The sequence below is a fragment of the Lentzea sp. NPDC058450 genome (assembly GCF_042721395.1).
Taxonomy (GTDB): domain Bacteria; phylum Actinomycetota; class Actinomycetes; order Mycobacteriales; family Pseudonocardiaceae; genus Lentzea.
The window spans coordinates 162647-186933 of sequence record NZ_JBHXLO010000010.1; the positions used below are offsets into that span (position 1 = coordinate 162647).

General features: G+C 69.2%; 22 protein-coding genes and 1 pseudogene. 11 read left to right on the forward strand and 12 right to left on the reverse strand.

What is annotated here, in order from left to right:
- Positions 1-42: 42 nt before the first annotated feature.
- Both ACFWNN_RS18235 and aceB read right to left on the reverse strand, forming a co-directional pair.
- Positions 43-1212, reverse strand: a complete 1170-nt coding sequence (locus tag ACFWNN_RS18235) for a DUF6986 family protein (RefSeq protein ID WP_382441084.1) — start codon at positions 1210-1212, stop codon at positions 43-45.
- Positions 1212-2696, reverse strand: a complete 1485-nt coding sequence (aceB, locus tag ACFWNN_RS18240) for a malate synthase A (protein WP_382441085.1) — start codon at positions 2694-2696, stop codon at positions 1212-1214. The genes ACFWNN_RS18235 and aceB overlap by 1 nt, the downstream gene beginning before the upstream one ends.
- Positions 2697-2772: 76 nt before the next feature.
- On the opposite strand from aceB, the gene ACFWNN_RS18245 reads away from it, so the two are divergent.
- The 3 genes from ACFWNN_RS18245 (at position 2773) to rfbH (ending at position 6023) form a co-directional block, all read left to right on the forward strand.
- Complete coding sequence (locus tag ACFWNN_RS18245) at positions 2773-3510, forward strand: IclR family transcriptional regulator (RefSeq protein ID WP_382441086.1); 738 nt, start codon at positions 2773-2775, stop codon at positions 3508-3510.
- Positions 3511-3588: 78 nt separating this feature from the next.
- Positions 3589-4710 carry a nucleotide disphospho-sugar-binding domain-containing protein gene (locus tag ACFWNN_RS18250; RefSeq protein ID WP_382441087.1) on the forward strand — a complete coding sequence of 374 codons (1122 nt, stop codon included), beginning with the start codon at positions 3589-3591 and terminating at the stop codon, positions 4708-4710.
- The gene (rfbH, locus tag ACFWNN_RS18255) at positions 4707-6023 is read left to right on the forward strand and encodes a lipopolysaccharide biosynthesis protein RfbH (protein WP_382441088.1); all 1317 of its coding nucleotides are present in this window, start codon (positions 4707-4709) and stop codon (positions 6021-6023) included. The genes ACFWNN_RS18250 and rfbH overlap by 4 nt, the downstream gene beginning before the upstream one ends.
- A gap of 10 nt (positions 6024-6033) precedes the next feature.
- Here rfbH and ftsY read toward each other — a convergent pair whose 3' ends face one another.
- Entirely contained in the window at positions 6034-7308 is a 1275-nt protein-coding gene (ftsY, locus tag ACFWNN_RS18260) for a signal recognition particle-docking protein FtsY (protein WP_382441089.1), read from the reverse strand.
- 121 nt (positions 7309-7429) lie between these two features.
- Here ftsY and ACFWNN_RS18265 point away from each other — a divergent pair, with 121 nt between their 5' ends.
- Positions 7430-8554: an anhydro-N-acetylmuramic acid kinase gene (locus ACFWNN_RS18265; protein WP_382441090.1), complete on the forward strand. Its 1125-nt coding sequence runs from the start codon at positions 7430-7432 to the stop codon at positions 8552-8554.
- The gene (locus ACFWNN_RS18270; protein WP_382441091.1) at positions 8542-10116 is read left to right on the forward strand and encodes a sodium:solute symporter; all 1575 of its coding nucleotides are present in this window, start codon (positions 8542-8544) and stop codon (positions 10114-10116) included. The genes ACFWNN_RS18265 and ACFWNN_RS18270 overlap by 13 nt, the downstream gene beginning before the upstream one ends.
- On the opposite strand, the gene ACFWNN_RS18275 is transcribed toward ACFWNN_RS18270, so the two are convergent.
- On the reverse strand, positions 10066-10989 hold the full coding sequence (locus ACFWNN_RS18275; protein WP_382441092.1) for a GNAT family N-acetyltransferase: 924 nt from the start codon (positions 10987-10989) through the stop codon (positions 10066-10068). The genes ACFWNN_RS18270 and ACFWNN_RS18275 overlap by 51 nt on opposite strands.
- A gap of 89 nt (positions 10990-11078) precedes the next feature.
- On the opposite strand from ACFWNN_RS18275, the gene ACFWNN_RS18280 reads away from it, so the two are divergent.
- From ACFWNN_RS18280 to ACFWNN_RS18290, 3 genes are all read left to right on the forward strand, one after another.
- Positions 11079-11516 carry a hypothetical protein gene (locus ACFWNN_RS18280; RefSeq protein ID WP_382441093.1) on the forward strand — a complete coding sequence of 146 codons (438 nt, stop codon included), beginning with the start codon at positions 11079-11081 and terminating at the stop codon, positions 11514-11516.
- 117 nt (positions 11517-11633) lie between these two features.
- Positions 11634-11972: a hypothetical protein gene (locus tag ACFWNN_RS18285; protein WP_382441094.1), complete on the forward strand. Its 339-nt coding sequence runs from the start codon at positions 11634-11636 to the stop codon at positions 11970-11972.
- Between the two features lie 25 nt (positions 11973-11997).
- Positions 11998-12711, forward strand: coding sequence for a lysophospholipid acyltransferase family protein (locus ACFWNN_RS18290; RefSeq protein WP_382441095.1), 714 nt, complete (start codon positions 11998-12000; stop codon positions 12709-12711).
- 235 nt (positions 12712-12946) lie between these two features.
- Here ACFWNN_RS18290 and smc read toward each other — a convergent pair whose 3' ends face one another.
- From smc to ACFWNN_RS18310, 4 genes are read right to left on the reverse strand one after another with little or no spacing between them, the layout of a single operon-like run.
- On the reverse strand, positions 12947-16597 hold the full coding sequence (gene smc / locus ACFWNN_RS18295) for a chromosome segregation protein SMC (protein WP_382441096.1): 3651 nt from the start codon (positions 16595-16597) through the stop codon (positions 12947-12949).
- Between the two features lie 60 nt (positions 16598-16657).
- On the reverse strand, positions 16658-17290 hold the full coding sequence (locus ACFWNN_RS18300) for an anti-sigma factor family protein (protein WP_382441097.1): 633 nt from the start codon (positions 17288-17290) through the stop codon (positions 16658-16660).
- Positions 17287-17793 (reverse strand): sigma-70 family RNA polymerase sigma factor, encoded by a 507-nt coding sequence (locus tag ACFWNN_RS18305; RefSeq protein WP_382441098.1) that lies wholly within the window; start codon positions 17791-17793, stop codon positions 17287-17289. Before ACFWNN_RS18305 ends, ACFWNN_RS18300 begins: the two co-directional genes overlap by 4 nt.
- Positions 17794-17826: 33 nt before the next feature.
- The gene (locus ACFWNN_RS18310) at positions 17827-18099 is read right to left on the reverse strand and encodes an acylphosphatase (RefSeq protein ID WP_382441099.1); all 273 of its coding nucleotides are present in this window, start codon (positions 18097-18099) and stop codon (positions 17827-17829) included.
- Between the two features lie 81 nt (positions 18100-18180).
- Between ACFWNN_RS18310 and ACFWNN_RS18315 the strand changes: the two genes are divergently transcribed.
- From ACFWNN_RS18315 to ACFWNN_RS18325, 3 genes are all read left to right on the forward strand, one after another.
- On the forward strand, positions 18181-18900 hold the full coding sequence (locus ACFWNN_RS18315; protein ID WP_382441100.1) for a CAP domain-containing protein: 720 nt from the start codon (positions 18181-18183) through the stop codon (positions 18898-18900).
- Between the two features lie 22 nt (positions 18901-18922).
- The gene (locus tag ACFWNN_RS18320; protein WP_382441101.1) at positions 18923-19396 is read left to right on the forward strand and encodes a hypothetical protein; all 474 of its coding nucleotides are present in this window, start codon (positions 18923-18925) and stop codon (positions 19394-19396) included.
- A 128-nt stretch (positions 19397-19524) separates the two neighbouring features.
- Positions 19525-20019: a hypothetical protein gene (locus ACFWNN_RS18325; RefSeq protein ID WP_382441159.1), complete on the forward strand. Its 495-nt coding sequence runs from the start codon at positions 19525-19527 to the stop codon at positions 20017-20019.
- Between the two features lie 10 nt (positions 20020-20029).
- Here the strand turns inward: ACFWNN_RS18325 and ACFWNN_RS18330 are convergent.
- The 4 genes and pseudogenes from ACFWNN_RS18330 to ACFWNN_RS18345 all read right to left on the reverse strand — a co-directional run.
- Positions 20030-20242 (reverse strand): annotated as a pseudogene (locus ACFWNN_RS18330) (integrase core domain-containing protein); the annotation flags it as partial.
- A gap of 120 nt (positions 20243-20362) precedes the next feature.
- A complete protein-coding gene (locus ACFWNN_RS18335) occupies positions 20363-20797 on the reverse strand; it encodes a hypothetical protein (protein ID WP_382441102.1) in 435 nt (144 codons plus the stop codon).
- Entirely contained in the window at positions 20794-21474 is a 681-nt protein-coding gene (locus ACFWNN_RS18340) for a response regulator (protein ID WP_382441103.1), read from the reverse strand. The genes ACFWNN_RS18335 and ACFWNN_RS18340 overlap by 4 nt, the downstream gene beginning before the upstream one ends.
- Positions 21471-23960 carry a DUF4118 domain-containing protein gene (locus ACFWNN_RS18345; RefSeq protein ID WP_382441104.1) on the reverse strand — a complete coding sequence of 830 codons (2490 nt, stop codon included), beginning with the start codon at positions 23958-23960 and terminating at the stop codon, positions 21471-21473. The genes ACFWNN_RS18340 and ACFWNN_RS18345 overlap by 4 nt, the downstream gene beginning before the upstream one ends.
- Between the last annotated feature and the right edge of the window lie 327 nt (positions 23961-24287).

Here is a 24287-nt window from a genome sequence, read left to right on the forward strand (position 1 = left end):
CGACACCCATTGACAGAACCACACGAACGGGTGATGCCCCGATCAGCTCGATCGTGCGACCAGGTTCCGCAGTCCTGACTCGTCGAGACCGGTCGCGACCTGCACTTCCACCGGATCGAGCGCACCGCAGTCCACCGCACGGAGGAAGAACGCCGAGAGTGCCTGCGCAGTTGCCGGTTCGTCGAGAACGCCTCCTGAGACGCGCTCGACGTACGACCTGAGACGTGCTGCGTCGGCTTCCAGGCCCTCGCGGTAGAAGGCGTAGACGGCGGCGTACCTCGTTACCAGCTGGGCCGGGTGGAGGTCCCAACCCTGGTAGAAACCGTGCTCCAGTGACCGGCGAGTGAGCCGGTAATGGGTGTCCCAGCCGTATCGTTTGCCGTCACCCACGGGCAGCACGTTGGTCGAGCCGTCCGAGAGGCGCACACCCGTGCCAGCTGCGGAAACCTGCATCACGTGGCGGGCGAAGTCGCACGCGCCGTGGGCCAGGTGCTGCTGCGCGGCGGACAGGCCGCAGCCCGCCGTGTAGTCGTAGGTGCCGAAGTGCAGACCTGTCACCTTGCCCCTGCCCGCGGCGATGAACCGCGGGATGGCGAGGCGGCCTTCGGAGTCCACGACGGACTGCGTGGTCTCCACCTGGATCTCGAACTTCAGATCCCCGCCGAAGAGGTCGAGGACGTCCGCGAACACATCGATCTGGTCGGCAGATGTCACCTTGGGAAAAGTAATCGTAAAACCTGGCGGAACTTCTTCCAGTGCTGTCAGGAAGATGTCAAGCGTGCGCAGTCCGCGTTCGCGCAACTCGGGCGTGTCGAACGACTTGATGCGCAGCCCGATCGACGGAGGGACCGTGCCGTCGGCGATCCAGCGAGACACGAGGTGGGCCGTGCTCTCGGCGTCCATGTCCTCGACGTCGTCCTCGGGCGCGCCGTAGCCGTCCTCGAAGTCGATGCGCAGGTCCTCGACCGGTTCGCGGCGGAGCTTGGCCTCGACGCGGTCCAGCACGCCGTCCGGGAGGTCCGGCAGCAGGTCGCGGTCGATCGACTCCAGTGCCTCGCGGCCCCAGTCGGCGACCGTGGAGGCGATGACGCGACCGGCGGGCACGTAGCACGTGTGCACGGGCTGACGGCCCACCGGCCAGCTGCGTTCCACAGTGGACAGCCGGGCGGTGAGCCGGGCGACGTCCTCGGGGGACAGCGATGTCTGGTACATCAGATGCGCTCGTACGCCGGCAGTGTCAGGAAGTCGACGAAGTCCTCGGACAACGCGACCTGCTCGAACAGCTCGACGGCCGCCGCCACGTGCGGGCCCTCGACCTCGGCACCGACGCGGGCGAGCACCTCGCGCACGGCGTCCGGCGTGACCTGGGTGCCGTCGTCGAGCACGACCTTGTTGTTGATCCACTGCCAGATCTGCGAGCGGCTGATCTCCGCGGTGGCCGCGTCCTCCATGAGGTTGTGGATGGCCGCCGCACCGTTGCCGCCGAGCCACGACGCGATGTAGCGCACGCCGACGTCGACCGCGCCTTCGAGCCCGGCGCGCGTCGCCGCACCGCCGGCGGACTTGAAGTCGAGCAACTGCTCGGCCGTCACGCTCACCTCGGGCCGTTGCTTGTCGATCTGGTTGGGCCGGTCGCCCAGCACCCCGTCGAAGATCTCCCGGCAGATCGGCACGAGATCAGGATGCGCCACCCACGAGCCGTCGAAACCATCGGTCGCCTCGCGCGTCTTGTCCTCGCGGACCTTGCGCAGCGCGTTCTCGGTGACCTCGGGGTCACGCCGGTTGGGGATGAACGCCGCCATGCCGCCCATGGCGAACGCCCCGCGCTTGTGGCACGTCTTCACCAGAAGCTCGGTGTACGCGCGCATGAACGGCGCCGTCATCGTGACGCTGTTGCGGTCCGGCAGCACGAAGTCCGCACCCGCGTCGCGGAAGTACTTGATGACGCTGAAGAGGTAGTCCCACCGACCGGCGTTGAGCCCCGACGCGTGGTCGCGCAGTTCGTAGAGGATCTCCTCCATCTGGAACGCGGCCGGAATCGTCTCGATGAGCACCGTGGCACGAATCGTGCCGTGCGGCACGCCCTTCAGCTTCTGCGCCGTCGTGAAGACGTCGTTCCACAGCCGTGCTTCGAGGTGCGACTCCATCTTCGGCAAGTAGTAGTACGGCCTGCCGAGCTCCGCGTTGTGGAAGAAGTGCAAACCGAAGTCCACCAACGCACCCACGGCGTTCTTGCCGCCGAACTGCAGGTTGCGCTCGTCGAGGTGCCATCCGCGCGGCCGCACGACGATCGTGGGGTACGGCCCGCCCTTGAGGCGGTACTCCTTGCCCTCCGGCGAGGTGAACTCGATGGTCTCGCGCGCGGCCTCGTACAGGTTGACCTGCCCCTGCACGACGTTGTCCCAGTGCGGCGTGTTCGCGTCCTCGAGGTCGGCGAGCCACACCTTGGCACCGGAGTTGAGCGCGTTGATCGTCATCTTGCGCTCGGTCGGCCCGGTGATCTCCACCCGCCGGTCCCGCAACGCCTCCGGTGCCGGGGCGACCTGCCACTCGCCGTCCCGCACGTTCTGCGTCTCCGGCAGGAACCCGAGGGGCCGGCGCTCCTTGCGAAGGGCGAGCAACTCGTCCCTGCGGGCGGCGTGCGCCTCGTGCAGCTTCGCGACGAACTCAATGGCCTCTTCGGTGAGCACCTGCACCTGGATCCACCTCTCTAGGTTTTGCTGTGTGGACTATAGTTTTTGCATTGCGGAACTGCAACGGGAGGAGCCGCACGTGTCCACAGGTGGCGTGCAGTCCCTGCAAAGAGCCTTTGACCTGCTGGAACGCCTGGCAGACGCCGGTGGCGAGGCATCGCTGTCGGAGCTGGCCGCGACGTCCGGCCTGCCCCTGCCCACGATCCACCGCCTCATCCGCACCCTTGTCACGCTGGGCTATGTGCGGCAGAACAGCAACCGCCGCTACACCCTCGGCTCCCGCCTGATCCGGTTGGGCGAGACCGCCTCCCGCCAGTACGGCTCCTGGGCGCGCCCGCTGCTCTCCCAGCTCGTCGACTCGGTGGAGGAGACGGCGAACCTGGCCGTGCTGGACGGCGACGAGGTCGTGTACGTGGCGCAGGTGCCGTCGAAGCACTCGATGCGCATGTTCACCGAGGTGGGCCGCCGCCTGCTCCCCCACGGCACGGGTGTGGGCAAGGCGATGCTGTCCCAGCTGCCGCGCTCGGACGTGCGCGCGCTCCTGGAACGCACGGGGCTGCCCGCCTACACGTCCAACACGATCACGGACGCGGCCGAGCTGCTGGACTCGCTCGACGAGATCGCCGAACGCGGGTTCGCGCTGGACGAGTCGGAGCAGGAGCTCGGCGTGCGGTGCATCGCGGTGCCGGTGGTGGGCGGCCCGACGCTCGCCGCGGTGTCCGTTTCCGGCCCGGAAGGCCGGCTCACCAAGGACGCGGTGAGCCGAATTCTGCCCGAGGTCCTCGCCGTGGCGAAGCGCCTGGCGGCTGCCGACTGACCTGGCATTTCGCCATGTGAGAGCGGTGCCACGGGCAGTTACCGAGTAGTGGCGCACGTCACCCTACGGTCTTCGGACATGAAGATCCTCGTGACGAGTTGCCCGAATCAGGGCCACTTCTACCCGATGGTCCCGCTGCTCTGGGCACTGCGCAGCGCGGGCCACCACGTGGTGGTCGCGATGCCGGACTCGATGGCGGGAGTGGCTGCCCGCGCAGGCCTGTCGGCGGTGTCACTCGGCGCCGACATCTCGTTGTCCGAGTTGGCCCCGGACCACGCCTCCCGACCGGCGCAACGGGCCGGTGCCGAGTCGCTCGCCGACCACGTCGCGAGCTACTACGTCCCGCTGGCGCACCACGTGATCGACGCCCTCGACGCCGTCGTCCGGCGGTTCGAGCCGGACCTGCTGGTCCACACCTCCTGGGAGTACGCGGGACCGGTGGTCGCCGCCCGGCACGGCATCCCGCGCATCAAGCACGGCTGGGGCCTCACGTTGCCGCCGGAGGTCGACGCCGAGTGCGACCGCCTGCTCGAACCTCTCTACCGGACCTGGGGACGGCCGAACCCGCCGCAGTGGTGGGTCGACGTGTGCCCGCCGAGCCTGCAGTCCGGCACCCCGGAGTGCCCGTCGCTCCCCATGACCTGGGCGCCGTTCAACGGCTCCGCGGTGCTGCCGGACTGGCTGCTGGCCGAGAACGACCGGCCGCGGGTCGCGGTGACGCTGGGGAACGTGCCGATCTCCGGCGACCACGACTCGGTGCTGGCGCGAACGCTGACCGCGTTGTCCGACGTGGACGTCGACGTGGTCGTGGCCGCCGGTTCCGGTCTGCACTGCGCCGACGTGCCCGCCAACGTCCGGGTGGTGCCCGGCGTCCCGCTGCACGACCTGATGCGCACGTCCTCCGTCGCCATCACGCACGGCGGCGCGGGGAGCGTGTTCGCCGCGCTGGCGAACGGCCTGCCGCAGCTGGTGCTGCCGCAGATGTGCGTCCACTTCGAGCACGGCGACCGGATCGCCCAGGCCGGCGCGGGCATCTGCCTGCACCCCGGCGAGTCCGGCACCGAGAACATCCGCGAGGCCGTGCTGGGTCTGCTGAACACCCCGCACGCCCGTCACAGGGCCGCCCAGCTCCGCGAGGAGAACGCCGGCCTGCTGTCCCCGTCCGAGGTCGTCGCCCACCTGCAGGGAGTGCTCGCATGAGCGCCGAGGAAGTCGTCCTGGCCGCCACCCTGGCCTACCACCGCGCCTCCGAGGAAGAGGAGACGAGGTTCGTTCCCGGCCAGACGCCGGTGCTCACCGGCGGCGCGGTGTTCGACGCCGACGACCGGCTGGCCCTGGTGCAGGCCGCGCTCAACATGAAGATCGTCGCGGGCACGCACACCAAGGCGTTCGAGTCCGGCATCGCGCGGAAACTGGGGCTGCGCAAGGCGTTGATGGTGAACTCGGGCTCCAGCGCGAACCTGGTCGCGATCAGCTCGCTCACCTCGCCCGCCCTCGGCGACCGCGCGCTCAAGCCGGGCGACGAGGTGATCACGGCGGCGGCGGGCTTCCCCACGACCGTGAACCCGATCATCCAGAACGGGCTCGTGCCGGTCTTCGTCGACGTCGAGCTGGGCACCTACAACGCCACGCCCGAGGCGATCGAGGCCGCGATCGGCCCGCGCACCAAGGCGATCGCGCTCGCCCACACGCTCGGCAACCCGTTCGACGCGGCCGCGATCGCCCGCATCGCCCGCGACCGCAACCTGTGGCTGGTCGAGGACAACTGCGACGGCTTCGGGTCCACCCTGGACGGCCGGCTCACCGGCACCTTCGGCGACGTCTCGACGCTCAGCTTCTACCCGGCCCACCACATCACGACCGGTGAGGGCGGCGCGTGCGTCACGTCGAACCTCAAGCTCGCGCGGGTGATGGAGTCCATGCGCGACTGGGGCCGCGACTGCTGGTGCGAGCCCGCGAAGGACAACACCTGCTTCAAGCGGTTCGAGTGGCAGATGGGCACGCTGCCCGCCGGCTACGACCACAAGTACATCTACACGCACATCGGCTACAACCTGAAGTCGACCGACCTCAACGCCGCGCTGGGCGTGACGCAGCTCGGCAAGCTCGACCGCTTCGCCGAGGCGCGCCGCCGCAACTGGCAGCTGCTGCGCGACGGGCTCGAAGGCGTGCCGGGCCTGACCCTGCCGGTCGCCACCGAGAACAGCGACCCGGCCTGGTTCGGCTTCCTGCTCACGCTCGACCCGTCGCTGCCGTTCTCCCGCAACGACCTCATCCGGTACCTGGACGACCGCAAGATCGCCACACGGCTGCTGTTCGGCGGCAACCTGCTGCGCCAGCCCGCCTACCGCGACATCGAGCACCGCGTGTCGGGGACGCTCGCGAACAGCGACCTGATCACCGAGCGCACGTTCTGGCTCGGCACGCACCCGCGCCTGACCGAGGAGATGATCGACTACGTGACGTCGTCGATCCGCACCTTCGTGGAGGCGAGCGTCCGGGTGGCGGCCTAGCGCCTGGAGGTCAGCCGAGAAGGGCGTCGACGAACGCGCCAGGCTCGAACGGAGCCAGGTGGTCGGCGCCCTCGCCCAGGCCGACGAGCTTCACCGGCACGCCGAGCTCGCGCTGCACCTGGAACACGATGCCGCCCTTGGCCGTGCCGTCCAGCTTGGTCAGCACGATGCCGGTGATGTCGACCTGCTCGGCGAACACGCGCGCCTGCGTGAGGCCGTTCTGGCCGGTGGTGGCGTCCAGTACGAGCAGCACCTCGTCGACCACGGCCTGCTTCTCGACCACGCGCTTCACCTTGCCGAGCTCGTCCATGAGCCCGACCTTGGTGTGCAGCCGGCCGGCGGTGTCGATCAGCACCGTGTCGACACCCGCGTCCATGCCACGCTTGACCGCGTCGAACGCGACGGAGGCCGGGTCGCCGCCCTCCGGCCCGCGCACGGTCTCCGCGCCGACCCGCTTGCCCCACGTCTCCAGCTGGTCGGCCGCGGCGGCGCGGAACGTGTCGGCGGCGCCGAGCAGCACCGTGCGGCCGTCCGCGACCAGCACGCGCGCGAGCTTGCCGGTCGTCGTGGTCTTGCCGACGCCGTTGACGCCCACCACCAACAGCACGGCGGGCTTGCCCTCGTGCGGCAGCGCCTTCAGCGAACGGTCCATCTTCGGGCCCAGCGCGTCGACCAGCACGCCGCGCAGCAGCGTCTGCGCCTCGGCCTCGGTGCGCACGCCGGAACCGGCGATCTTCGAGCGCAGCGTCGCCACGATCTCGGTGGTCAGCGTCGCGCCCAGGTCGGCGATCAGCAGCGTGTCCTCGACGTCCTGCCAGGAGTCCTCGTCCAGGTCACCGGCGCCCAGGAGCCCCAGCAACGACGTGCCGAACGCGTTGCGCGACTTCGAGAGCTTGCCGCGCAGCCGTTCCAACCGGCCCTCGGTGGGCTCGATCTCCTCGACCTCGGACGCCTCGACGGGCAGGTCGACCTCGACGAAGCCGCGCTTCACCGAGTCGCGCGGCACGGAGGCGTCGTCGCCCACGCCGGGCTGGCCGTCCACCTCGGTGCGGTCGGCGACCGGGTGCTCCACCGGCGGCACGACCACGGCCTCGACGACGGCGTCGGGGGCGGCCGGGGTGAACGAGATCCCCGACTCCACCTGGTAGCCGCCGGGCTTCGGCGTCTCTTCCTTCTGGGTCAGGCTGATGCGACGGCGACGCGTCAGCACCACGCCGGTCACCAGCGCGGCGATCAGCACGACCGCCACGACGACGAGGATCAGGACAAGGGAGGACGTCGACACGGGCTCATGGTTTCACAGACGCTGATGTGACCTGTCAACCATCTACTGCTCAATTAGGCGAAGATTTCACCAAAGCTCTTGCGCCCGATCACCGTGTGGAATAGACCACACAGTCGTGAGGGTGATCGGACTGATTTCCGGCACGTCGATGGACGGCATCGACGTCGCCGTCGCCGACCTGTCGATCCACGACCACGTCGTCGAGCTCGTGCCAGTGCAGTGCGCCGAGCACCCGTTCCCCGAGGACCTGCTGGCGAAGCCGCGGGACCTCGCTGAAGTGTGCGCCTTCGACACGTCGCTCGGGCAGGCTTTCGGCGAAGTCGCCGCCGGGTACCTGCCGGCGGACCTGATCTGCTCGCTCGGGCAGACGGTGCACCACGAGGTGCAGGACGGCGACTGCCTCGGCACGTTGCAGCTCGGCCAGCCCGCCTGGATCGCCGAACGGACGGGCGTGCCGGTGATCGCCGACCTCCGCGTCAGGGACGTGGCCGCGGGCGGGCACGGGGCACCGCTGGCGAGCACGCTCGACGCGTTGTGGCTCGCGAACATGGCGGACAACGCCGTGGCGCTCAACATCGGCGGCATCGCGAACATCACCGTCGTGAGACCCGGCAGCCCGCCGATCGCCTACGACACGGGGCCGGGCAACGCGCTGATGGACGCCGTCATGGAGGTCCTCTCCAACGGCGCACGGCGCCAGGACACCAACGGCGAGTTCGCGAGCAGAGGAACGGTGAGAGAAGACGTCCTCAAGAAGCTCCTCGCCGACCCGTACTACGCCAAGCCGTGGCCGAAGTCGACGGGCAAGGAGCTCTTCAACGCCGAGTACCTGAGCGGCTTCCCCACGGTCCAGGCCGAGGACATGCTCAGGACCCTCGTCGAGCTGACCGCCCGCACCATCGCCGACGCCTGCCGCGCACACGACGCGAGCACGGTCGTCGCGTCCGGCGGCGGCATGCGCAACCCCGTGCTGGTCCAGGCGCTCGAAGAAGCGCTCGACCCGATCCCGTTGCGGATCAGCGACTCGCTCGGCCTGCCGCGCGACGGCAAGGAGGCCTACCTGGCCGCGTTGCTCGGATTCCTGACGTGGCACGGGATCGCGGGCAACACGCCGTCCGCCACCGGCGCGTCCGGGCCGCGGCTGCTCGGCAGCATCACGCCCGGCGCCGGCCCGCTGCGGATGCCGGAACCCGTCACCGCACCCGTCACCGAACTCCACGTGGGGGAACCGAAATGCGCGGACTAGACCTCGCGATCATCGCCCTGTTCCTCGTCGGGATGCCGTTGCTCGGCATGTGGATCGGCGGCAGGCAGAAGTCGTCCACCGACTACTTCGTCAGCGAGAAGCGCATCTCGTGGTGGGTCGTCTGCCTGTCGGTCGTCTCGGCGGAGACGTCGACGCTCACGGTGCTGAGCGTGCCGGTGATCGCGTACGTCGCGACGCCCGCGCAGGGCGGCATGACGTACCTGACACTCGCCCTCGGCTACATCGTCGGGCGCATCATCGTGAGCTTCGTGCTGCTCCCGCGCTACATCGCCGGTGACCTCGTCACGGCGTATGCGTTCCTGGGCAAGCGTTACGGCAACGGCATGCGCGCCACGGCATCGGTGACGTTCCTCTTCACGCGCCTGCTCGCGGACGGCATCCGGCTCTTCGCCACGGCCATCCCGATCAAGCTCGTGCTCGCCCAGTACGGGATCGACGCCGGCTACTGGACGATCATCGCCGCGCTCGGCATCGCGATGGTGTTCTACAGCTTCTTCGGCGGCGTGCGCGCGGTCGTGTGGGTCGACGCCATCCAGATGCTCTGGTACGTCCTGGGTGGCCTCGTCATCATCTGGTGGCTGTCGAGCGAACTGCCGGACGGCTGGTTCGCCAAGGCCGTGGACGTCAACAAGTTCCAGATCTTCGACTTCACCTCGTCACCGCTGACCGGCGCCTACCCGTTCGTCGCGGCGTTCTTCGGCGGTGCGCTGCTGTCGATGGCCTCGCACGGCGCGGACCAGTTGATCGTGCAGCGGCTCATGTCCACGAAGGACGTGAAGTCCGCGCAGAAGGCGTTGATCGCCTCCGGCTTCGTGGTGTTCCTGCAGTTCGCGTTCTTCCTGTTCATCGGCGTGATGCTGTGGGCGTTCTACAACGGCGTGGACCCCGTGAAGGACCTCAGGCTCGGCAACAAGGACGAGCTCTTCGGGTTCTTCATCGTCAACGAGCTGCCGTCGGGCCTGTCCGGGTTCGTGATCGCCGGCATCCTCGCGGCCGCGCTCTCGTCCTCGTTGGGCGCCTTGGCCTCCAGCACCGTCACGGACGTCTACGAACGCGTCCGCAAGACCCCGATGACCGACGACGAACGCCTGCGCCACGGCAGGATCTGGACCCTGGTGTGGGCGGGTCTGCTGATCGTCTGCGCGGGCCTGTTCGCCTCCTCGAACAAGACCACGGCGGATCCGATCGTGGTGCAGGCGCTCGGCATCGCCGGCTACACCTACGGCGCGCTGCTCGGGGCCTTCCTCCTCGGCCTGATCTTCAAGCGCGTCACGCAGGTGGACGCGATCATCGCGTTCGTGGCGACGGTGCTGGTCGTCGGTTTCGTGATTCTCGGGGTCAAGTTCGCCGGCAGCACGCCGACGATCGACTTCGGGAAGGCCACGGCCGACCTGAAGTCCCTGACCGGCTGGTGGAACACGCCCCTGGGGGTGGCGGTCACCTTGCTGGTGGGTGGGCTGTTGTCACTGTGTCGATCTTTTTGGGGCAAATCACGCCGGGTGCCGGTACGAGACCAGCTCGATGTGAAGTCGGAAACCTAGTCGGGCGAACATGTTCTGCGACGACTCGTTGCCCGCGTAGATCGAGGCGGCGGCCTGCGGTCGAGCCCCGTGCTCGGCCGCGAGCTTCCAGAGCAGCTCGGTGACGAGGGCGACACCGACGCCCTGACCGCGGACGTCGGGTTCGACGGCCACGAAGTCGACGTAGTACTCCTCGGGCTGCGCCTTGCCGGCGGCGTACCCGAGGACGCGGTCCCCGTCCATCGCGACGACGACGGTGCGGCTCTTCGGATCGGATTCGACGAGTTGTTTCCCGGACAAGTAGGTGCGGGGGAAACATCGCTCGTGCAGGACGGCGACGGCCTCGTGCACGAACCGATCGGTCGGGAGGACGCGCATCTCGCGTTCGCTGGGGCACTTGGCGTCCCTCAGCAACAACGTGCGCAGGTCCCCGTTGTCGAGGATGTGGATGGCACTGGCTTTGCCGGCGTTGAAGGCGTGCCTCTCGGCGAACGCCGCCAGCCGCCGGTGGGCGGTGTGCCCGTAGAGCTCGAGGTCGGTGATGCCGGTGAGGAGCTCGGTGGCGCGGCGGTACAGCGCGTCGGCGGTCTGGTCCCAGATGCGGCTGCCCGCCGGGTGGTTGACCGGTACGTCGACGAACGGTCCGTGCAGCCACGCACGGCCGAGCTCGGCGTCGATCTCCACGCTGAGCATGCCGGTGATGTTGTCGTCGGCGTCGACGGCCACCACCGTGCAGTCGGCCCAGCTGGGCTCGAACTCGCCGAGCTCCGCGCGGAGCTCTTCGACTGTCTCACCGAGGTACCCGATGTGGTGCGCGTTGTCGGCCTGGAGCCGGACCAGCAGCGCCATCGTGGCGCCGAGGTCGCCAGGTTCGGCGAAACGGATGTCGTACATGAAGAGATGGTCACTCGCACGGCCGTTCGACGCGAGGGAGTTTTCCCGGCTCTCAGGTAACGGACACGCGGGCCGGTAAAATGGCAACGGTGTCGTCAGAAGAACTGGCCGTCCGGACCGCTGCCGCCGAGGCCAAGGCGCACGCAGGAGACTTCCGCGGTGCCGCCGCCGAGCTCCGGGTCCTCGCCAAAGATCACGTGCGCGATGTGGGCGCCGACGACCCCCGCACGCTCGGTGTCCGGCTGACGCTCGCGAAGGTCCTCGGCACCTCGAAGCAGTTCAGGAAGGCCGTCGAAGTCTGCACACCGCTGCTGGGCGACCTCGTCCGCGTGCACGGCCCCGAGCACGACGACGTCCTGGAGACCAGGCAGCTGCTCGCGAACCTGCGCTACCAGGCCGGTGACGCGGAGGGCGCCGCGCGGGAGCTGGAGCTGCTCCAGTCGGCGCTGGCCAGGGTGCTCGTGCCGACCCACGACCGGATCACGAAGGTCAAGCGCGACATCGCGTTCCTCAAGAGCGCGCGCTGACACGGGAGACAACACTCACACCGGCGTGCCCGCGAGCGCTGGTATGCCGCCGCACGGTCGGGCACGACACCCATATTCGGGCTTGCAGGGCAGGTGAGGGTGGGGGACTCTTCTACGGTGAGTGAGGAAACGATCCAACTCGATCTCAACGAATCCGGGGTGGCCGTCGACCTGCCCATGCCGGCGAACAACCGGGACGGTGTCCAGGGCGTTCCCTACCGGCCGGTCGAATTCCGAGACGATGATCTTCCGTCCGCTCTGGAACGTGCTGCCGCCTGGTTGCGGCAGACCCAGGAGTGGCTGGGCGAACCCGTGGACGTGATCGCGGTCCATCTCGATTACGACGACACCCACGGCAACCCGTACTACGACCTCAAGTTGCTGTGCAACGAGGAGGACCTCGCCGGGGTGCCCAAGATCATGCGAGAACACGAAGGGTCCCCTACCGGCCAGTAGCTTTTCTAGGCTACCGTTCGGAAGCATGTCGGATCGCGTATATCCCCCGGTGATCGCCGCAGCGAAGCTCATGTTCAAGGTGCTCGACCTGCGGATCACCGTGGAGGGGGCGCACCACGTCCCGCGCACGGGTGGAGCCGTGCTGGCGTCGAACCACGTCAGCTACCTCGACTTCATCTTCGCGGGCTACGGCGCGCGTCCCTCGGGGCGCCTCACGCGGTTCATGGCGAAGCACGAGATCTTCGCCAACAAGATCGCAGGCCCGCTCATGCGCGGCATGCACCACATCCCCGTCGACCGGAGCGCGGGTCAGGCCTCCTACCAGCAGGCTTTGTCCGCGCTCCGCACCGGCGAGGTCGTCGGGATCTTCCCCGAAGCCACGATCAGCCGATCGTTTCGGGTCAAGGACATCAAGTCCGGCGCGAACCGCCTGGCGCACGAGGCCGGCGTCCCGCTGGTGCCCATGGCGTTGTGGGGCACGCAGCGGCTGTGGACCAAGGGTCGTCCCAAGGACCTGACCCAGCGGCACATCCCGGTCACGATCCTCATCGGCGAGCCGTTCGAGGCCTCCCCGGGTGACTCCGGCGACGACCTGCTGCGCAAGCGGATGCAGGACCTCCTCGACACCGCGCAGCGCGACTACCCGACCGAGCAGGGCGCCTGGTGGGCTCCCGCGCACCTCGGTGGCACCGCGCCCACGCCCGCGGAGGCCGCCGCGCTGGACGCCCGCGGCGCCTGACCAGGCGATACAAGGTTTTCACAAGGCTCGTCCGGCAGAGTGACCGGTGCGCGCCTGAAACGGGTGAAGTTGAACTGGGGGGCCTCACCACTTCAGGGCGCCGGGTTGCGTCCGCACGGTGGCACGGGGGACCTACCTCTTCACGGAGGAAGGGCACCGCGCTGGCGCAGCCCGAGCAGAGGCCGCGGCCGGCGCTGGTTCAAGCCCCCCAGGCACCGCGTCCGGCCGCCCTCGCTCAGCTCTCCTCGCCCGCCGGTTCCGGCACTTCCGCCGGCGCGGGTTCCACTGGTTCCACGGCCTTCGCCGCACGGACGGGCTCGTCGGCCGTCGTGCGCAGCCGCTGCGAGATCACCTGCGAGATGCCGTCACCGCGCATCGAGACGCCGTACAGCGCGTCCGCGATCTCCATGGTCGGCTTCTGGTGGGTGATGATCAGCAGCTGCGAGCGGTCCCGCAACTGCTGGAACAGGCCGATCAGCCGGTGCAGGTTCGTGTCGTCCAGCGCCGCCTCGACCTCGTCCATGACGTAGAACGGTGAAGGGCGGGCGCGGAAGATCGCGACCAGCATCGCCACGGCGGCCAGCGACTTCTCGCCACCGGAGAGCAGCGACAGGCGCTTGACCTTCTTGCCGGGCGGGCGTGCCTCCAGCTCGATGCCGGTGGTCAGCATGTCGTCGGGCTCGGTCAGCACCAGCCGTCCGTCGCCGCCGGGGAACAGGACCTTGAAGACGATCTCGAACTCGCGCGCCACGTCCTCGTAGGCCAGCGTGAAGACCTCGAGGATCTTGTCGTCGACCTCCTTCACGACGGTGAGCAGGTCGCGGCGGGTGTCCTTGATGTCCTCGAGCTGCGTGGAGAGGAACTTGTAGCGCTCCTCCAGCGCCGCGAACTCCTCCAGCGCGAGCGGGTTCACCTTGCCCAGCAAGGAGAGGTCGCGTTCGGCGCGCTTGGCGCGGCGGGACTGGGTGTCGCGGTCGTACGGCATCGGCTGCGGCTCGGAGACCTGCTCGCCGCGTTCCTTGGCGGCCTGGTACTCGGCCATCTCGGCGGCGGACGCGGGCACCATGACGTCCGGGCCGTACTCGTTGGTGAGGTCTTCGAGACCGATGCCGAAGTCCTCGGCGATCTTGGTCTCGAGCTGCTCGATGCGCATGCGCTGCTCGGCGCGCAGGACCTCGTCGCGGTGCACGGCGTCGACGAGCTTCTCCAGCTCGCCGGACATCTCGCGGACGACGTTGCGCACCTGGGTCAGCAGGAGCTCGTGCTGCGTGCGGCGCTCCTGGGCGAGGTCGCGTTCGCGGGCGGCGCGGGACAGCGAGATCTCGATGCGTTCCAACGCCTGTTCGCCGCCGTGCACGACGGCCTTCGCGACGACGGCACCGCGCGCACGGTGGGCCGTGGCGCGCGCGTGACGTTCACGAGCCTCACGCTCAGCGCGTGCGGCACGCCTTAGGCCCTCTGCCTTGCCCTGTACGGCCCGTGCGCGCTCTTCGGCGGTGCGCTGCACCAGACGCGCGTCCATCTCGCCCTGACGCGCCTGAGCCAGCTCAGCGGACAACGCGTCGCGCTGCTCGGTGTCCGGCTCGTCGTCCATCGTCTGCTCTTCTTCGGCCATCAGCAGCCGCTCCTCGAGCTCGCCCAGCTTCATCAGGGCGTCCTCGCGGGACTGCTCGACCTTGGCGCGCTGGTCGCTGATGCGGCTGACCTCGGCCTCGGCGGACCGGACGGCGGCGACCATGCGGTTGAGGCGTTCACCGGACCGCGCCTGGCGGACCTTGGCCTCCTGCATCGCTTCCTTCACCGCGTCGAGCACCTTGCGGCGGGCCTGCTGCTCGGCGCGGGCGCCTTCGAGGGCAGCCGAAGCGTGCTCCAGCGCCCGTTCGGCGGTGGCGAGCTGTTCCTGCGCCTCGTCGACGGCGGCCTGCACCTCGATGACGCTCTGGCCCTGGGCGCCCGACCCGCCGATGGCCCAGTCCGTGCCGAAGAGGTCGCCGTCCTTGGTGACCGCCCTGCCGTGGAAGCGGGCCGCGGAGTCCAGGTCGTCCACGACGGCGAGGCGGTCGAGGGCGCGGGCCAGTGCGGGGCGCAACGCGTCGGGGGCGTGCACGACGTCGATCGCCCAGCGCGCGCCGTACGGCAGGTGACCCCAGCCCGACGTGTCCACAGTGGACCCGTACGAGCCGATCAGCACGCCCGCGCGTCCGGCGTCCTTCTCCTTCAACAGCTTCAGGGCCGCGAGCGCGCCGTCGCCGGACGACACCGCGACGGCGTCGGCGATCGGGCCGAGCGCGGCGGCCAGCGCCACCTCGAAGCCCGGTTCGACGGTCAGCAGCGCGGCGACGGAACCCAGCAGGCCCGGCACGTCCGACGCGAGCAGCGCGCCCGCCCCGTCCTTGCGGGTGAGGCCGAGTGAGAGCGCATCCACGCGGGCGCGCCACGACGCGATGTCGCGTTCCGCGGTGCGTTCCGACTTCACGAGCTCCTCGACGCGCTGACGTGCGGCGTCGTTGGACTGCACGGCGTGCCGGTGCCGTTCGTCGAGGTCGTTGTCGCCCTCGTCCTCGTAGCCTGTGACCGCCTGGGCCTCGGCCAGTTCGATCGACGCGAACTCGACGCGTTCGGAGGCTTCGGCGAGCGTGCCGGAGAGGCGTTCGATCTCCTCGGCGGTCGCGTTCGTCTTGCTGCGCAACGCCTCCACCTGACCGGAGAGCCGGGCGAGGCCCTCACGGCGGTCGGCGATCGCGCGGACGGCGGCGATGTGCGCCTTCTCCGCCTGCGAGACCATGCGCTCCAGCTCGGCCCGCGTCTCCACGGCCTCGGCCAAAGCGATCCTGGCCTCGGTCACGCCTTCCTGGAGCTCCAGCTCCATCTCGGCGGTCTCCTCGGCCTCGCGGTCGAGGTCGTCGGGGTCGCGGCCCCTGCTCGGCGCGTCCACGACGTCGGAGAGGTGCCGGGCGCGTTCGGCGGCGAGCCGGACCGTGCCGCGGAGGCGTTCCTCCAAAGCGGACAGCCGGTACCAGGTGTCCTGCGCGGCCTGGAGCTTCGGCGAGTCGGCGGCGACCCGTTCCTCCAGCTCGTTCTGCTGGTACTGCGCGGCCTGCAACGACTTCTCGACCTCGGCGCGGCGCACGCGGGCCTTCGCCTCGTCGTGCTCCTCCTGCGCGATGGCTTCCCGTTGCGTCACCAGGTCGTCGGCGAGCAGGCGCAGTTTGCTGTCTCGCAGCTCAGACTGGACGACCTGCGCGCGGCGGGCGATCTCGGCCTGCTTGCCGAGCGGCTTGAGCTGGCGGCGCAGCTCGGCGGTGAGGTCGGTCAGGCGCGTCAGGTTCGCCTGCATCGCCTCGAGCTTGCGCAGCGCCTTTTCCTTGCGCTTGCGGTGCTTCAGGACGCCGGCGGCCTCTTCGATGAACGCGCGCCGTTCCTCCGGTTTGGACTCCAGGATGGCGGCGAGCTGGCCCTGACCGACGATCACGTGCATCTCGCGGCCGATGCCGGAGTCGGACAGCAGTTCCTGGATGTCCATCAGGCGGCACGAGTTGCCGTTGATCTCGTACTCGGTGGCGCCCTCGCGGAACATGCGGCGGGTGATCGACACCTCGGTGTACTCGATCGGCAGCATGCCGTCGGCGTTGTCGATCGTCAGCGTCACCTCGGCGCGGCCGAGCGGCGCGCGGCCGGACGTGCCGGCGAAGATGACGTCCTCCATCTTGCCGCCGCGCAGGTCCTTGGCACCCTGCGTGCCCATCACCCAGCGCAGCGCGTCGAGCACGTTGGACTTGCCGGACCCGTTGGGGCCGACCACACAGGTGATGCCGGGCTCGAAGCGCAGCGTGGTAGCCGAGGCGAAGGACTTGAAGCCCTTCAGCGTCAGGCTCTTGAGATGCACGCCGGGCAGAGTACCCAAACGCTTGCGGGTGATGCGGGACCCGCCTGGTGACCTGCGTTTCTAGGGACGGAGAGTGACGAGGAGCCCGCTCTCGTCGGAGACCTCCAGGCGGTCGATCTGATCCACGCGGAACGAGGTCGAACCGGGAATCCGCTCGTCAGGGGCGTGGTCCGACCCCCACCAGCCGCCGATCTCCCGCTGTCCCTGCCGGTCGAACACGATCACCTTGCAGCGCGCGCCCGGCTTGACGTCGCCGAGCTTGAACCACATCTCGGTGCCCCACGACTTCGAGACCATCTCGGCCTCGCCGTCCACCCCGGTCGCCGCGTCCTGCGCGCTCCACCTCGGCGGGGGCGGCGGTGGTGACGCGGACGGGGGCGCCGCGACGGGCTGCTGCGGCTGGGTCAGGAAGAAACTGCCTCCGGCCAGCGCGAACAGCACCAGGACGGCCGCGCACGCGATCAGCACCCGGCGGTCGCGTCGCGGGGCCGGTGGCAGTGCCGGGATCTCGTCGAGGTTCTCGACGTCCTCCAGGCTCAGGCGGCCGAGCAGGCCCGGCAGCGGGGCCAGCCGCAGCATCTCGGCCTGGCAGCAGTCGCAGTCGCCGAGATGACGTTCGAACGCGGCCCGTTCCTTGAGGTCGAGCGAGCCGAAGAGGTAGGCGCCGACGTCGACGGTGTGCTGGCAGCTCACGCCTCGGTCACCCCTCTCTCCTCCAGTGCGTCGCGCAGCGCCCTCAGTGCGTAGAAGCAGCGCGACTTGACCGTGCCCGGCGGGATGCCGAGCGTTCTGGCGGCCTCCGCGACGGTGCGGCGGCGGTAGTACAGCTCGATGACGACCGTCCGGTGCTCAGGCGTGAGCGCCCTCAGCGCCGACGCGATCTGCCACGTCTGCAGCACGTGTTCGACCTGGTCGCTGACCGGCGGGAGATCCACCGGTTCGAGCGGCACCTCGGTCGCGCGTGCGTTGCGGCGGCGGTATCCGGAGATCACCAGGTTCTTCGCGACCGTGTAGAGCCACGGTGCCGCGTCGTCCGGGGTCAGGTCCTCGTAGTTCCGCCACGCGCGGAGCAATGTCTCCTGGACGACGTCTTCCGCCTGCTGGTAGTCGCCGTCGACCAGCCGCAGCACGTAGTGCAGCAGCGGGCCCCTCCAGCGCTCGTACAGCTGGATGAGGACGTCTTCCGAGGAGTCCACGATCTCCTACTACGCCACGTTCGGGAAAAAGGTTCAGCGCTCGATGAAGCCGGTCAGATCACCCCTGGCTTCGGACCACTGCTCACCGACAGATTCGACGTTGCCAGGGGTCTCACCCGAACGGAGAGCATTCAGGAGTTGTTCACACTTCTCCCGGGGACCCTCGGCAACCACCTCGACCCGTCCGTCAGGCCGGTTCGAAGCACTCCCGACCAGGCCCAGCTCCAGCGCCCTGGCACGCGTCCACCAGCGGAAACCAACACCCTGCACCCGTCCACGCACCCACGCGTTCAGTCGTACGTCCACCTCCGAATGGTTGCGTAGTCACGCCAGGTGACCGACGACGCACTCTGGGGTTGTCACCCATTAGTGGTACGGTCCCGACCCGTGAGTGCCCGCAGCCTCTTACTCGGCCTGCTGATCGGTGCAACCGGTATCGGCGGCCTCGCCGTCACCGGTACCTCTCCTCTCGGCATCAGCTTCACCAACGCCGCCCAGCAGGAGAACGCCGAGGACGCGGCGAACCAGTTCGGCACCGGCAACGCGGCAGCACCCAACAGACAGCCTTCGGAGAACAACACCGGCGGCCCCGTCACCTCCGAGTCGTCTGCGGCTCCCACCACCACGACTCCGTCGACGCCGTCCTCCGCCCCCTCGTCGTCCGAGGCGCCCACCACCACGACGACCCCGCCCGAGGCGCCGAAGCCGCCCGCCGACCCGCCGAAGCCCCCCACGGGCCAGACGCCGGAGCAGGCCGTGCTCGCCCTCGTGAACGACGCCCGTTCCGCCGCCGGCTGCAAGGCCCTCGTGATCGACGACCGCGTCACGACCGCCGCACAGGCCCACAGCACGGACATGGCGAACAAGAACTACTTCTCGCACACCTCGCAGGACGGCAGGACGTTCGACGTCCGCATGCGCGAGGCCGGCTACCCGAAGCCGGGCGGCGAGAACATCGCGATGGGCTACCGGGACGCCGCCGCCGTGGTCGACGGGTGGATGAAGTCCACCGGTCACCGGGAGAACATCGAGAACTGCAGCTTCACCACGATGGGCGTGGGGCTGGACACCCGCGGCAACTACTGGACCCAGAACTTCGGCCGCTGACCGTTCGAGCAGGGGAAACTTCGTGTACGAGAGCCCGGAACCGGACTCGCGCTCGCGCTTGCGCCGGGGAGCGCCGCAGGTCGTCCTCGCCGCTTCAGGCGTGGTGCTGGCGACCGTCTTCGCCGCAGTCGCCTCCTTCGCCGCGAGTGGCGACAGCGCTTCGGAGGCGCCGTCGACCCAGCAGCCGCGCAAGGAGGTCGGCCGCGACGCCCTGAGCATCGTGCCGACGTCGGCGCCGACGTCCGGTTCGTCGTCCGTCGAGCAGACCTCGTCGATCACCGACACGACGACGTCTACGACCACCACGACGAAGAAGACGCGCGTCACGACCATCACGCGTCCTGATGGCACCACCACCACGGTCACGACCGAGGAACCGCCGCCGGTGATCACGACGACCACCACGACGTCGAAGGCCACCACGACCACCACCACGGCCGAGACGACGACCACCACCACGGCGTCGAGCACGACCACAACGACCACGGCACCCTAGGGTTACGCAGGTCACCGCCTTGTGACGCAGAGCTACACGAAGGTGTGGCTCTGCTGAGGCTTTGGTTCGTTTCCGCCGATAACTCGAACGCAAGACCATCCGACCGGGTTTCCCACGAGGAGATGGGTGTGTTCGAGGAAGATCATCCGCAGTCACCAGAACCGGCCCCGCGCAAGAAGCGCAAGGGCACGGCCGTGATGCTGGCCGCGGGCGGCGTAGTAGTAGCGACCCTGTTCGCCACCGTGGCCTCCATGCTGGCCGCGTCAGGCCGCGAAGCAGCCCCGGAACGCACGTCGGCAGACGTCGTGCAGACCATCACGAGCGTCGCCCCCGACGGCACCACCAGCACCGTGGTGGTGACGGTGTCCTCCGGCGTCACCAAGCCCGCGGCCCAACCGGACCGCAAGCAGGCCGCGCCGCAGCAGCAGGACCAGCCGAAGCCGGGCACGCCGGACCAGCCGCAGCAAACCCCGCAGCCGACGCAGCCGACCGAGACGAAGCCGTCAAGCACGCCGCCGTCCCACACCGAGACGCCGTCGTCGACGCCTTCGACCTCGTCCTCGGCCACCGAGCCGCCGGCGTCCTCGACGTCGAGCACGCCGCCGCCGGACCCGAAGCCCTGACTGTGATTTCCGGGAGGTTGGTCAGCCTGGTGATAGGCGACTGGCCTCTGAGTGCGGAGTGGGCTCGACGGTGATCGTGGAAACAGATCCAGCCGGGCAGCGCGGACAGACGAGCTGCGTCTGACGGGTAGTGGCGGGCGTGAGCCCAGCCGTCGGCCAGGGTGCGGTGGAATTGTTCGATCTCACCGTTGGTCTGAGGCCGGTAGGACGTGTGCGTTTGTGGCGGTTTCGTCGGCGTGGATCTCGGCGAAGGCGGTGCGGGCGGCGGTGGCCTCGCGGTTGCGCCTGCCCTGTTGCCTGTCTTCACGACAGGCCATCACGCCCGGAACAACGTCCCTGGACATCACACCCAGCCCTTCTGGGTGGCGGCGGCGATCCGGCGGATTCGCTTCGTGCGACCACCTTCGGCCAGAGCGGTCAGCAGGTCGCGCGACGGCACCTGCGCGAGCCGCAGCTGCAGCCAGTCCGACCATCCCGCCAGGTCGAACTCGGCCGACAGCAGGTCCGCCGCCCGCCGCAGCACCCCGATCTCCCGGCTGCGGCGAACCGCGTACTCGTCAGGCGCCAGTTCCAGCCAGCGTGCGTGGTCATCGGTCCGTTCGAGTACGTGCAGCAGCACGGACGTCAGCAGCGCCGTGTCCGGCTCACGCGCCAATGCCGGGTACAGCAGGTCCAACGAGCCGAACGAGACTTGGTACAGCTCCCAGCGGCCGTGCTCGGACGTCAGGTCGGCGGTGCAGCCGGTCTCGCGGGCCAGCACGGCGAGCGGGTCGATCACAGTTCGAACCGGTAGCCCATGCCGGGCTCGGTCAGCAGGTGCCGCGGCCGGGCGGGCTCCGGTTCCAGCTTGCGCCGCAGCTGGGCCAGGTACACCCGCAGGTAGTGCGTCTCCTTGTCGTACGCGGGGCCCCACACCTCGCGCAGCAGCTGCTTCTGCGCGACGAGCTTGCCCGCGTTGCGCGCCAGCACCTCCAGCAGGCCCCACTCCGTGGGCGTCAGGTGCACCTCGGCGCCGTCCTTCAGGACTCGCTTGGCCGCCAGGTCGACGGTGAACGACGCGGTCGTCACGATCGGCTCGTCCTCCGGGCCGGCGGCCGCGGATCGGCGGACGGCCGCGCGCAGGCGGGCGAGCAGTTCATCCATGCCGAATGGTTTCGTCACGTAGTCGTCGGCGCCGGCGTCGAGGGCGTCGACCTTGTCGGTCGAGTCGGTGCGGGCGGACAGGACGATGATCGGCAGCGTCGTCCAGCCCCGCAGGCCCGCGATGACGTCGGTGCCGTCCATGTCGGGCAGGCCTAGGTCGAGCACCACCACGTCCGGTTTGCCGTCGGCGGCCAGTCTTAACGCCGTGGCGCCGTCGTAGGCCGTGAGCACCTCGTAGCCGCGGGCGGAGAGGTTGATCCGCAGAGCGCGCACGATCTGCGGCTCGTCGTCGACCACCAGTACTTTTGTCACGCGATCCCCTCATCTGCGGGGAGGGCGAGCACCACGGTGAGGCCGCCGCCGGGTGTGTCCTCCATGGTGATCGTGCCCCCCATCGCCTCGGTGAAGCCCTTCGCCACGCTCAGACCGAGACCAACGCCACCCGGCGTGCGGTCGCCGAGGCGCTGGAACGGGGCGAACACCTCGCCCGCGGTGCCGGCGGGGAGGCCGCGGCCGTGGTCGACGACGCGCAGTTCCACCTCGGTGCCGTGCGCCGACGCGCGCAACGCCACGGCGCCCGCGTACCGCAGCGCGTTGCCCACGACGTTCGCGATCACCCGTTCGAGCAGGCCCACGTCGGCGCGGACGGGTGGGAGCGACTCCGGGACGTCCACCTCGATGGCGCCGGTCAGGCCGCTCAGTGCCCGCGCGACGGCCTCGTAGTAGCCGACGGCGCGGAACTGCGGCTCGACGGCGCCGGTGGCTAGGCGCGACGAGTCGAGCAGGTTGTCGACCAGGCCGGTCAGCCGGTCCGCCGACTCCTCGACGGCCTCCAGCAGCTCGGCGGTGTCCTCCGCCGACAACGTCAGCTCCTCGTCGCGCAACGAGCCCACGGACGCCTTGATCGAGGTCAGCGGCGTGCGGAGGTCGTGGCCCACGGCCGACAGCAACGCCGTGCGCAGCTCGGTGCGCGACGCCTGGCGCTGCGCTTCGAGGGTCTGCTCGGCCATCCGCTGCTGTCGCAACGCGAGCAACGCCTGCCCCGCCGCCGCCTCCAGCACCCGGCGGTCGGACGCGGGCAGCGAACGGCCGCGCAAGGCGAGGTGCACGTCCTCGTTCACGGCGATGTCGACGTCTGCGTCGTCGGGTTCGGCACACGGACCGATGCCGACGCACGCAACGCGTTCCCAAGCGCCGTCCACGCGTTCAAGGAGCGCCACGGACGTGAGGCCGAAGTTCTCCTTCACCTTCTCCAGCAGCCGTGCGAGCGGTTGCGGGTTCGTCAGCACGGTGTGTGCGTACGACGCGAGGAGTGTGGCCTCGGTGCGAGCGCGCGCCGCCTGGGTCGCACGACGAGCAGCGCGGTCCACCACCAACGCCGTGCTGACGCCCACGATGATCATCGCGATGAACGTCAGCACGTTCTGCTGCGCGTTGATCGTGAACGTGTAGATGGGCTCGGTGAAGAAGAAGTTCAGCAGCAACGCGTTGATCAACGCGGCGCCGATCGCGGGCCCGAGACCGCCGACGATGGCCACGACCAGCGTCACCAGCAGGTAGCCGATGACGTTCGTGGAGAAGTTCAGGCCGCTGCGCAGCGACACGCCGGCCGCCGTGACCAGCGCCGGACCGGCCACCGCGAGGACCCAGCCCCAGGCGAGCCTGCTCGGTTCGAGCGGGCTGCCCGTGAACCGCGCACGCCAGCCGCTGGTCGTCGCGGGGTGCGTGACCATGTGGACGTCGATCGGTCCCGACTCCTGCACGACCGTGGAGCCGATCCCCGTGGAGAACACACGCGCGAACCGCGAACGGCGCGAGGTGCCGACCACGAGCTGTGTGGCGTTGACGCCCCGTGAGAACTCCAGCAGCGCCGTGGGCACGTCATCACCCACAACGGTGTGGAACGTGGCACCGACGTCGTCAGCGAGCCTGCGGTACTTCTGCAGCGAGTGCGGATCGGCCCCTGCGAGGCCATCGCCGCGTAGGACGTGCACGACCAGAAGGTCGCCACCCGCGCGCGTGGCGATGCGACGCGCGCGCCGGATGAGCGTCTCGCTTTCCCGGCCGCCGGTGATGGCGACGACGACACGTTCACGCGTCTCCCACGTGTCGGTGATGCGCTGTTCGGTCCGGTAGCGCAGCAAACCCTCGTCGACCTGGTCGGCGACCCACAACAAAGCCAGCTCGCGCAGCGCGGTGAGGTTTCCGAGGCGGAAGTAGTTGCCGAGCGCGGCGTCGATCTTGTTCGCGGCGTAGACGTCACCGTGCGCGAGCCTGCGCCGCAACGCTTCGGGCGTCAGGTCGACCAGCTGGATTTGGTTCGCTTTGCGCACGACCTCGTCCGGCACCGTTTCCTGCTGCGGCACGCCCGTTATGCGCTGAACGACGTCGTTGAGGGATTCCAGGTGCTGAATGTTGACTGTCGACAGCACATCAATCCCGGCTTCGAGCAGTTCCTCGACGTCCTGCCACCTCTTTGCGTTACGCGAGCCCGGCGCGTTCGTGTGCGCGAGTTCGTCGACCACCGCGACCTGCGGCGCGCGGGCCAGCACGGCGTCCACGTCCATCTCGGTGAGTTCCACGCCGCGGTGCGAGGAGTGCCCGCGCGCGACGATTTCCAGCCCTTCGACCAGGTCAGCGGTCTTCGCCCGGCCGTGGGTCTCCACAAATCCGATGACGACGTCGGTGCCGCGTTCCCGCCTGCGGTGCGCCTCGCCGAGCATGGCGAACGTCTTGCCGACGCCGGGAGCGGCTCCGAGGTGGATGCGGAGCTCGCCACGTCTGGGTTTCGGACTCACCGGACCAGTCTGCCCCCGGCGCCATCTGCGCCGTTCGGGGGTATGCGCTGCGCCACACGGCTAAACGAGTGCGCCTTCCCACAGTTCTGACAGCAGATCTGTCTCGTTGAATCATGCTTCAGCCCGGCGCCCGTTCGAGTGAGCTTCGCTGCGCTTTTTACGCCGTTTACCAGCACATTTAAGTGTGTCGGACGCGCGCCGTGACACCTCGTGTCACCACAACGGCCGAATGGGTTATCGGCAGTTGGCGGATAGCGCGCGGAGCGTGAATGAGGGAAAGTGCCAGGGTTCGTGTCCGAATTCGGACAATCACATGCGCGCGGAGAA